Source organism: Thermodesulfobacteriota bacterium (genome assembly GCA_039028315.1).
GTDB lineage: Bacteria > Desulfobacterota_D > UBA1144 > Nemesobacterales > UBA2774 > CR02bin9.
In genome coordinates this window covers 1-10293 of sequence record JBCCIH010000073.1, presented here as the reverse complement: position 1 = coordinate 10293, position 10293 = coordinate 1, and the positions used below count along the sequence as shown (strand labels likewise).

Below are 10293 nucleotides of genomic sequence, written 5' to 3'. Positions count from 1 at the left end.
GGGGAGCTCTATAGTAAACCCTGCCGGAAGATATTTGGCACAACCCAACTTTGAAAAAGATGCAATCCTATATGCTGAGTGTTATGCAAATCAGATTAAAGCTGTAAAAGCAGTTTTTGATTCTCTTGGGCATTACTCAAGGTGGGACATAGCGAAGCTTGCTATAAACAAAGACGGCCTGGAACCGGAATTTGAGATTCCTGGAGAAAAAGAGCTTAGAAGAATTTCAGAACAGTATGAAATTAGTATTGAGAATTTAGAGTCACTAATCCAAGATCTTACTAAAAATCAGGCCAACTAAAATTCTAAGCCTAAGAGCTAAGCTCTTTCATCTGATTCTCAAGCTCACCTTCAATTATAGATTTTACTTGCTCTAGTTTTTCTTGATCTTCCGCTTCAAATCTTAAGACCAAAGCAGGCTGCGTATTGGAAGCCCTAATTAAGCCCCAGCCATATGGGAACTCAATCCTAACTCCATCAATATCAATAACTTCGTGTGTTTCGCTAAGTACGTTTTTCACTTTTTCAACAAGCTCAAACTTTATCTCTTCAGGACACTCAAGCCTTATCTCGGGAGTTGAAACTGAATGTGGTATTCCTCCAAGAAGCTCGGATACCTTTTTGCCGGTTGTAGAGATTATCTCGAGCAGACGAAGCGCAGCGTAAAGTGCATCGTCATACCCAAAGAACTTATCAGCAAAAAATATGTGACCGCTCATCTCCCCGGCCATTTGAGCTTCTTCAACCTTCATTTTGTTTTTGATAAGCGAGTGACCGGTCTTCCACATAATTGCCTCACCGCCTGCTTCTTCAATTCCTCTAAAGAGCCTGGTTGAACACTTTACATCTCCTATGAACTTAGAGCCCGGCTCTCTTGATAGAATGTCTCTTGCAAAAATAAGAACTAACATGTCGCCCCAGATAATGTCGCCATTTTCATCTATGACCCCAATCCTATCACCGTCGCCGTCAAAACCAACACCTACTTGCAGGTTGTTGCTTGTTACTGTATCAATAAGTTCAGCTAAGTTTTCTTCAACGGTGGGATCCGGATGGTGATTAGGAAATGTGCCGTCAGGAGTCTCATAGAGTTCAGTTATCTCGCAGCCAAATTCTCTAAAAACTTCAGGCCCTATTATGCCGATCATGCCGTTTCCATAATCTGCGGCTATTTTTAAACCAGGATTTATATTGAGATTATCTTTAAGAAATTTTATGTATTCAGATCTTACGTCTGCCCCTGCAAGGTTACCTTGTCCTGATGCAAACTCTCCTTTTTCTGCGATTTCTCTAATTTCCTGAATCTGCTCGCCGAATAATGAGTTTTTACCCTCTGACATCTTAATACCGTTATACTCTCCAGGGTTGTGACTTGCAGTAATCATCACGCCGCCGTTAACATCTAAGCTATATAAAGAGAAGTAGAGCATTGGGGTTGAAACCATTCCGATATCTAAAACATCAATACCTGTTGAGTTAACACCCCTTGCAAAAGCCGCTGATAACTCAGGAGAGCTGACCCTGCAGTCTCTGCCCATTGAAATAATTGATGCACCTAGCCTATTTAAATAAGTACCATAGGCTTTGCCAATCGTTTCAAATACGCCCTCATCAATATCCTTTCCGGTAACTCCTCTTATGTCATATTCTCTGAAAATTCCAGGGTTTATACTCACGGGCCTTTTGCCTCCATTTTAGTCTTATAAGTTAGAGTAATTTCGATCAGAAAGAATACAGCATCAGGCCAACTTTTAAAGCCCTAGCTTGACATTAAATTTTACCCCTTTTATCCTTTCTCCCCATGATTTCTCCTTCTTTCACTGAATTTAAGAAAAAACTCAAAAAAGGCAACCTAATACCGGTCTGGCGCGAGGTGCTTGCAGACTTTGATACGCCGGTTTCAGCTTTTAAAAAAATTGAGTCTGGAAAGTACTCATTTCTACTTGAAAGTGTCGAAGGCGGAGAGAAGTGGGGAAGATACAGCTTTTTAGGATCAGAGCCTAAAGTAATTTTTAAGTCAAAAAACGGCAATATCGAAGTAACTGAAAAAGGCAGGACAAAAAAAAGCAAAGGCGATCCTTTTGATGCTTTAAGGGAATTACTATCTAGATATAAGCCTGTGCCCACTCCAGAGCTACCTCGCTTTCACGGCGGGGCGGTTGGATATTTCAGCTATGACATTGTCAGGCACGTGGAAGATTTGCCGGAGCTTGGAATTGATGATCTAGGTCTATGGGATGCTCTTTTTATGATTACAGATTCGGTACTCGTTTTCGACAATGTGAATCATAAAATAAAGATAATCTATAACGCATTTGTGCCTGATTCGAAAAATGCCAAAAAAGAATATGAAAAGGCTGTTTCCAAGATTGAAGCAATAGAAAGGAAATTAAGAAAGCCGGTGAGTTTATACAAAGCAACTAAGAGTTCAAAGAGTAAGGGGACACCAAGACTTAAATCAAATTTTAAACCTGAAGATTATAAAAAGGCAGTCAGAAAAACTAAGGAATATATAAAGGCTGGGGATATTATTCAGGCAGTTATTGCACAGAGATGGAAAACTAAGCTTGATGTAGATCCGTTTGATCTCTACAGATCGCTTAGGGTTTTAAACCCTTCGCCATACATGTTCTATTTGAACACTAATAACGAGACTCTTGTGGGTTCATCTCCTGAGGTAATGGTCAGGGTCGAAGACGGGCAAGTAGAAAGCCGTCCTATCGCTGGAACTAGGCCGAGGGGAAAGACAGAAAAAGAGGATCTGAAATTAGAAGAAGAACTTTTAGCAGACCCAAAAGAGCGGGCCGAGCATATAATGCTTGTTGATTTGGCCAGAAATGACTTGGGACGTATTTCTAAAACGGGAACTGTCAAAGTTGATGAGCTCATGATAATTGAGCGCTACTCTCATGTGATGCACATAGTATCAAATGTAATTTCTGATCTGAGCAAGAAAAAAGATGCTTTTGACGTTTTTAAAGCAACATTTCCGGCTGGAACATTATCGGGGGCACCTAAAGTGAGAGCTATGGAAATTATAGAAGAGATGGAACCCAACCGTAGAGGAGCATACGGGGGCGCAGTTGGTTATTTCAGCTTCTCAGGCAATATGGATACTTGTATAACAATAAGAACATTTGTAATTAAAGACGGTGAGATAAATATTCAGGCCGGCGCTGGAATTGTTGCCGACTCCAAGCCTGAAAAAGAATACCAAGAGTGCGTAAACAAAGTAAAAGCTCTAGTAAGGGCTATCGAAGTTACCAAGTCGGGATTATAATAGAGAAAATTATGATACTTATGATAGACAATTACGACTCTTTCACTTATAACCTGGTTCACTATTTGGCTGAGCTGGGTGAAGAGGTTGTGGTTTATAGAAACGACAAAATTGAGCTTGAGGACATTGGCAAACTTAACCCTGATATCATGGTCGTTTCACCCGGTCCGTGCACTCCAAAAGAAGCCGGCATATCAGTAGATGCCATTAAGGAGTTTGCAGGACGTCTTCCGATTCTGGGAGTTTGCTTGGGACATCAATCAGTTGCTCACGCATATGGAGCCGAGATTATAAGAGCTGATAGACTGTTGCACGGCAAGACTTCAGAAATTCATCACGATGGAAAAGGCGTATATAAAAATATCCCTGATCCTTTTGAGGCAACTAGGTATCATTCATTAATCGTAAACAAAAAAACCCTTCCAGATGTTTTTGAGGTAAGCGCATGGACAGATGAAGGGGAAATAATGGGCATAAGACACAAGGAACATCTAATTGAGGGCGTTCAATTTCATCCAGAATCTATTTTAACTAAACACGGAAAAGACCTTCTAAAAAATTTCATTACCCTCTCTAAGAAAAAAAATAGAAGATAATAAATTAAATTGCTTACGAGCAGACGCTCGGTTAGATTATTATTCGCTTTTTTAGAACAAGCACTATATTAAGGAGCATAGGCATGGAATTACTATTCAAACCCCGCGATCCCAAATACATAGGAAATGGGAATTTGCCATTTGGCAGTTTCAATGAAACCGACAAATGGGAACCAATAACCAGATACCTTGAAAAAGGCGCTGAACAATTCCCGGAAAAGACGATGTTCAGAGTTGCAGACGCAGAAGGAAACATAATCGGCGAATACAATTATGAACAAACAAATAGCTGGGCTAACAAAATTGCTAATGGATTAATTAAGGACTACGGAGTAGTAAAAGGCGATAAAGTTGCTATCTATATGCTAAACCGCGCCGAGTATATCGTATCAATTATTGCTACTCATAAAACCGGCGCAGTACAGGTGCCTATTAATAAAGATGAAAAGGGCGAGAGGCTTGCTTATGTTATTAACTATTCTGAAACAAAAGCTCTTGTTGTAGATGAAGATAGTCTCGCTTTCATTGAGGAAATAGCTTCGGATTTAACAAACCTAGAAGTTATTTTTATTGTCAATGCTTCCGGTGAAGTGCCTGCTGACATAGGAGGTATCAAAGCACTACCCTTTAGCACATTTGAAGAGTATTCAAGTGACAATCCTGGGGTAGATGTTACAACTCATGATGTTGAAAGGTGCATGTTTACTTCAGGAACAACGGGAATGCCAAAAGGTGTTTCCAGAAATCACGGCGGCGTTGTTCTCACGGTAAGAGGCTACATTCAGCAATCAGGAGTTAGAAGTGATGACATTTTAATGAGTGTGCTTACACTCGGACATGCTAACGCTCAGGTTATGGCACTGTTTACTGCAATAGGATCTGGTGCAACGGCAGTTTTCTACCCACGTTTTTCAGCCTCTAATTTTTGGAAATGGGCAACTGAATGCGGGGCGACTCATGTGAATATGCTCGGAGCAGTGGCTGAGTATCTTTGGGCCGCAGACCCTACGGAGTGGGATCAAACACATAATGTCAGAGTTGTTCTATCAGGCCCTGCACCTCGCAATCTGGAAGAATTTCAAAAAAGATTCAACACACGTACTATCGATGGATACGGATCAACAGAAATGGGCATGGTACTTTGGAAAGATGCTGAGGACCACAGGCCGGGATCATCCGGGTATCCAATGGAGGGCTACTATGTAGAGCTTAGAGACCCTGAGGACACAAGTAAAGTTATGCGTCCGTTCTGGGATCCCAGCGATAGCCAAACCCCTCCGGATGAAGCAAAGGGACTTTTGTTTATTAAACCCCTTATACCGCACACTACACTAAATGAATATTTCAAAGACGAAAGACGCACTAGAGAAGCATTTGATGATGATGGGTTTTTTAACTCAGATGACTTATTTGCTGAGGGAATAGACGGACGCTTCTACTTCCAGGGACGCTTTAGCAGAATAAGAGTATCTGGTGAGAACGTTGATCCTATAGCAGTTCAGGACGTTGCTATGCAGCATGACTCAATCCAGGAAGCTATTGCAGTTGGAATTAGGCTTCCGAATGTATCAGATGACGAGATAAAGCTGAATATTACGCTTAAGAAAGGTGAGAGCTTTGATCCAGTAGAATTCTCTAAGTGGATGGCAGAGCTAGCTCCTGTATTTATGGTGCCTCGCTTTATTGAAGTGTATCAGGATGGATTTCCTGTTACAGCTACTCAGAAAATCAGAGTTGCAGAGATTAAGGAAATCTCTGATAATACTTGGGACAGAAGTACAACAGATCTGAAATTCCGATCAAGATAAGACTATCTGAAGATCAAATATATAAATGCAGCATATAGTATAAGCAGTATAATTCCCTCTATTCTGCTTAGCCTTTTCCCTGTATACATTAAAGGCAGTAGTAGAACTGAAAAGAATATCATTATCGGAAATTCAAACCTAAGAAGTTCTCTATCTACAGCAATCGGCTGAATAACTGAAACAAGCCCCAGAATACCAATATTAAAAATATTACTGCCAATAATATTTCCGACTATAATGTCGTGTTCTCGTCTTATTGCTGCGATAATTGTTGCAGCCAACTCTGGGAGTGATGTCCCGATTGCTACTGCTGTAATTCCTATTACGAGCTCGCTAACTCCAGCCACCCGGGCTATGAATATTGCAGAGTCAACAACTAATCTTGCTCCGATAATTAGTCCGGCAAGCCCTAGCACTATAAATATTATTTGCTTCCAAATCGGACCATCAGACTCTACAGACTCTTTGTACTCTTCTTTTACATGATCATGTTCTTTCCTCGAGCTAAAATAACTAAAGATTGTAAATGCTATTAAAGCACCAAAAAGAAATATCCCCTGCACTAAGCCGATCTCTAAGCTCCACCATGCAATACCGTAGAGCACAAAGGATAAAGCGAGCATGATCGGAACTTCTACTTTTATCAGCCTCATCTGAATCATAAGGGGGCTGATTATTGCACCAATGCCTAATATTAATCCTATGTTTGAAATGTTGCTCCCAATAATATTGCCAAGAACTATATCGCTTTGATCTTGCAGGGCGGCGATTAGTCCAACCACAAACTCTGGTGCTGAAGTACCAAAAGCTACGACGGTCAATCCAATTACAAGTGGAGTAATACCTAGGATGCGGGCCAAACGAGATGAGCCTCTTACAAGCCCCTCTCCTCCCAAAAAGAGCATCAATATACCCAATACAAATAGAACAATAGATAGAGCAACACTCATATAATACTTTTACTCCTTATAAAAAATCATTAACCTAAATAAGAATATTAAATATTCGGTGAGTACCAGCAAAATATAAATCATACACGCTTATATTAAATTTAACTAAGTGATCGTCATTTTTAGTTATGAAAGGATTTGACAAGTGTATCTATATCGACTTATATTATTCGCTGGTCTGAACTATAGAAAATAAGTAAGGAGGAGTATATGCGGTTATTATTCAAACCCAGAGACGCTCAGTACCTGGGAGAAGGAACGCTTCCGTTTGGTAATTTTGAAGACTCAAACGAGTGGCAACCAATTACAAAATGTCTGGAGATGGGGGCAGAACAATTCCCAGATAAAGCAATGTTTAAAATTGCAAACAATGACGGCGTAGTATCTGAAAGCTACACATACAAAGAAACAAACGAGTGGGCTAACAGAGTTGCTAACGGTCTTAAAGACGAGTTTGGAGTTAATAAAGGCGACAAGATTGGCATGTACATGCTCAACTGCTCTGAGTATGTTGCTAGTATCATAGCGATTCATAAATTAGGTGGAGTTCAAGTACCTATAAATAAAGATGAAAAAGGCGAAAGGCTAGCTTATGTAATTAATTATTCTGAAATGGGAACACTCGTAGTTGATCCAGGCAGTTTACCTCTATTACAAGAGATTGCAGGTGATCTAGAAAACTTGAAAGTCATATTTATGACAGGTAATCCAGGTGATGTACCATCAGATATTGGAGGCATCAAAACACTTCCATTTGCTACAGCTTTTGATAATGCTTCAACTGAGAACACCGGTGTTGAAGTAACAACACACGATATGGAAAGATGTATGTTCACCTCAGGTACAACAGGAATGCCAAAAGGTGTTGCTAGAGACCACGGCGGCGTTATTATGACAGTCAGGTCATACTTACAACAGCAGGGCGTAAGAAGTGAAGACACTTTAATGAGTATTCTTTCACTAGGACACGCTAACGCTCAGGTTATGGCACTATTCAGCGCCATGGGATCAGGATCAACAGCAGTATTCTTTACAAGATTCTCAGCTTCAAGCTTTTGGAAATGGGCAACAGAGTGCGGCGCTACATGTGTAAACATGCTTGGTGCTGTAGCCGAATACCTATGGGCGGCAGATCCATCAGAATGGGATAAGAAACACAACATCAGAATTATGTTAGGATCACCAGCGCCAAGAAACTTACAAGAGTTTCAGGAAAGATTCGGCGTAAGGGTTATTGACGGATACGGTTCCACAGAAATGGGTATGGTTCTATGGAAAGACCCTGAAGACCATCGTCCTGGTTCATCAGGTTTCCCAATGGACGGATATTACACAGAACTTAGAAACCCTGAGGATATAACAGAAGTAATGAGACCTTTCTGGGATCCTTATGAAGACCCAACCCCTCCAGATGAGGCAAAAGGTCTGCTTTATATTAAACCCCTCGTACCACACACAACACTAAACGAGTACTTTAAAGACGAAAGAAGAACTAATGAAGCATTTGATGATGACGGGTTCTTTAACTCAGATGACCTATTCGCAAGAGGAATCGACGGAAGATACTATTTCGCAGGAAGATTCAGCAGAATAAGGGTGTCTGGTGAGAACGTTGACCCAATTGCGGTTCAAGACGTTGCTAATCAGCACGATGCAATTCAGGAAGCTATAGCTGTAGGAATCAGGCTTCCGAATGTTTCAGATGATGAGATAAAGCTGAACATAACAGTAAAATCAGGCTCAGAGTTTGACCCTGTAGAATTTAGCCACTGGATGGCTGAGAAAGTTATGGTAGCAATGGTTCCAAGGTTTATTGAAGTATACGAAGATGGTTTCCCTGTTACAGCAACTCAGAAAATTAAGGTTGCTGAAATTAAAGAAATCACAGACAAAACCTGGGACAGAAACGAAGCTGGAATTAAATTCAGCGCAAGAAAGTAACAATTATTAAAAATAGACGTCATATACCTTCACCAAGTTATGACAGATAATGACAAAAAATTTATGCTCCTGGCTATTGAACAAGCTCAATTAGCCGGGAGCAGTGGTGAAGTTCCTGTTGGAGCATTAGTTGTCGGAACTGACAATATCCCACTTTCATCAGCCCACAACCTTAGAGAAACCAAACAAGACCCCACAGCTCATGCAGAGGTAGTCGCGCTTAGAGAAGCCTCAAAAAAACACGGAAACTGGAGATTAGACGGCATGACGATGTATGTAACACTAGAGCCATGTGCTATGTGCATCGGAGCGATAGTGCTGTCCAGAATATCTCGTTTGGTCTTCGGTACGCGGGATCCAAAGGCCGGCGCTGTTTTTTCAGTCTACAATATAGGTGTAGATAACAAATTAAATCACAGGATTGAAGTGGTAGAGGGTGTTTTAGAGCAAGAATGCTCAAATCTTCTTAAAGATTTTTTTAAATCGAAACGGAAATCAATCTAAGTTAGAAATAAATTAACTGGCCCTATTTTTATATGACCAAATTAACCTTTAGAGTGTTGGGGCGTAATAATAATTCTTTTTTGATTTTTATCTTCTTTAGTTTCATAACCCACGCCGCCTTCCCTTTTAAGAGCTATGTAAGCCATTCTTCTTTCTGCAGCCGACATTGGATCAAGTGATATTGGCTTTTTAATCTTTCTTACTTTCTTAGCTGTATCACGTATCAGCCTAGATATCTTGTCCTCTCGGCGTCCTTTATAACCGTCAATATCAATGTTAATTCTTTTTTCCCTGCCGTCTTCACTTGCGCGTGACGAAATCTTACCAACTATGTACTCAAGGGATTTAATCATCTCCCCACGTTTTCCTATAAGAAGCCCTTTATCATTGGTATCTTTAATATCGAGCCTTATACGGTCGTTAGTCTCTCTAATACCAACGGAGTAAGTAGGGACCAAATGTTCTAAAATAGATTCAAGCGCTTTTTTAGATCTAAGCCCTTTTTCACTTAATTTTTCATTCTTAACGGTAACCCTTACTTTGGCATCTCTGCCTCCAATGCCTAAAACTCCTTTGGAGCTTTCCTGAATTACCTCAACATCAACTTCGCTGCGGGAAACTCCGAGTTCCTCACAAGCGCTTATAGTAGCATCTGATACTGTTTTACCTTGTTTTTCTATCGCTATCGCCATATGATCTATCCTCCCTGAAGGGCCGCTACCTTACGATTTACATATAGTTGTTGTGCAATGGATAAGATATTGCTAACTGTCCAATACAGCACTAAGCCAGAGGGTAAATTCCAGAAAAGGAATACGAAAAATATTGGCATATACTGCATAAGTTTCATCTGTAGCTGCATCTGCTCTCCGCCCATTGCGGTGCTCATTGGGGTCATCTTCTGAGACAAGAACCAAGCTGCTCCCATGATTATCGGAAGAAGTCTAAATGGTATGTCGATCACCGGTATCATAAACAGCATATCTGGCTCAGAGAGATCTTGTATCCATAGAAATGGACTGTGCCTTAGGTCTATTGAATGACGCAAGATATCATAAATTGCTATAAATACTGGGAACTGAATTAGTAGCGGCATGCACCCACCTAGCTGACTTAGTGGGTTTATTCCATGCTTTGAATATAGAGCCATAAGCTCTGTGTTTTGTTTAGTCTTGTCTTCTTTATACTTTTCTTTAATTGCATCCATCTCAGGC

10 protein-coding genes are annotated in these 10293 nt (G+C 40.6%); 6 read left to right on the top strand and 4 right to left on the bottom strand.

Going from position 1 to position 10293, the window contains the following annotated elements; all coding sequences use genetic code 11:
- The coding region (locus AAF462_06020; GenBank protein ID MEM7008677.1) for a hypothetical protein at positions 1-301 on the top strand (301 nt) is incomplete at its 5' end.
- A 10-nt stretch (positions 302-311) separates the two neighbouring features.
- Here the strand turns inward: AAF462_06020 and AAF462_06015 are convergent.
- Positions 312-1676 carry a phosphomannomutase/phosphoglucomutase gene (locus AAF462_06015; GenBank protein MEM7008676.1) on the bottom strand — a complete coding sequence of 455 codons (1365 nt, stop codon included), beginning with the start codon at positions 1674-1676 and terminating at the stop codon, positions 312-314.
- A 125-nt stretch (positions 1677-1801) separates the two neighbouring features.
- On the opposite strand from AAF462_06015, the gene trpE reads away from it, so the two are divergent.
- The 3 genes from trpE (at position 1802) to AAF462_06000 (ending at position 5684) form a co-directional block, all read left to right on the top strand.
- Positions 1802-3280, top strand: a complete 1479-nt coding sequence (trpE, locus tag AAF462_06010) for an anthranilate synthase component I (protein ID MEM7008675.1) — start codon at positions 1802-1804, stop codon at positions 3278-3280.
- An 11-nt stretch (positions 3281-3291) separates the two neighbouring features.
- Positions 3292-3876, top strand: coding sequence for an aminodeoxychorismate/anthranilate synthase component II (gene pabA, locus AAF462_06005; GenBank protein MEM7008674.1), 585 nt, complete (start codon positions 3292-3294; stop codon positions 3874-3876).
- An 83-nt stretch (positions 3877-3959) separates the two neighbouring features.
- Complete coding sequence (locus AAF462_06000) at positions 3960-5684, top strand: AMP-binding protein (GenBank protein MEM7008673.1); 1725 nt, start codon at positions 3960-3962, stop codon at positions 5682-5684.
- A gap of 2 nt (positions 5685-5686) precedes the next feature.
- On the opposite strand, the gene AAF462_05995 is transcribed toward AAF462_06000, so the two are convergent.
- Entirely contained in the window at positions 5687-6634 is a 948-nt protein-coding gene (locus AAF462_05995; protein ID MEM7008672.1) for a calcium/sodium antiporter, read from the bottom strand.
- Between the two features lie 210 nt (positions 6635-6844).
- On the opposite strand from AAF462_05995, the gene AAF462_05990 reads away from it, so the two are divergent.
- Together AAF462_05990 and tadA are read left to right on the top strand one after the other, a co-directional pair.
- A complete protein-coding gene (locus AAF462_05990; GenBank protein MEM7008671.1) occupies positions 6845-8575 on the top strand; it encodes an AMP-binding protein in 1731 nt (576 codons plus the stop codon).
- A gap of 39 nt (positions 8576-8614) precedes the next feature.
- Positions 8615-9079 (top strand): tRNA adenosine(34) deaminase TadA, encoded by a 465-nt coding sequence (gene tadA, locus AAF462_05985; protein MEM7008670.1) that lies wholly within the window; start codon positions 8615-8617, stop codon positions 9077-9079.
- 41 nt (positions 9080-9120) lie between these two features.
- Here tadA and AAF462_05980 read toward each other — a convergent pair whose 3' ends face one another.
- Together AAF462_05980 and yidC are read right to left on the bottom strand one after the other, a co-directional pair.
- On the bottom strand, positions 9121-9771 hold the full coding sequence (locus AAF462_05980; protein MEM7008669.1) for a Jag N-terminal domain-containing protein: 651 nt from the start codon (positions 9769-9771) through the stop codon (positions 9121-9123).
- 5 nt (positions 9772-9776) lie between these two features.
- Positions 9777-10293: membrane protein insertase YidC (gene yidC, locus AAF462_05975; GenBank protein ID MEM7008668.1), on the bottom strand; the 517-nt coding region annotated here is incomplete at its 5' end.

Coding starts and splice junctions, on each gene's coding strand:
- pabA (MEM7008674.1), top strand. CDS start 3,292: ATGATACTTATGATAGACAATTACGACTCTTTCACTTATAACCTGGTT.
- AAF462_05990 (MEM7008671.1), top strand. CDS start 6,845: ATGCGGTTATTATTCAAACCCAGAGACGCTCAGTACCTGGGAGAAGGA.
- AAF462_05995 (MEM7008672.1), bottom strand. CDS start 6,634: ATGAGTGTTGCTCTATCTATTGTTCTATTTGTATTGGGTATATTGATG.
- AAF462_05980 (MEM7008669.1), bottom strand. CDS start 9,771: ATGGCGATAGCGATAGAAAAACAAGGTAAAACAGTATCAGATGCTACT.
- tadA (MEM7008670.1), top strand. CDS start 8,615: ATGACAGATAATGACAAAAAATTTATGCTCCTGGCTATTGAACAAGCT.
- AAF462_06000 (MEM7008673.1), top strand. CDS start 3,960: ATGGAATTACTATTCAAACCCCGCGATCCCAAATACATAGGAAATGGG.
- trpE (MEM7008675.1), top strand. CDS start 1,802: ATGATTTCTCCTTCTTTCACTGAATTTAAGAAAAAACTCAAAAAAGGC.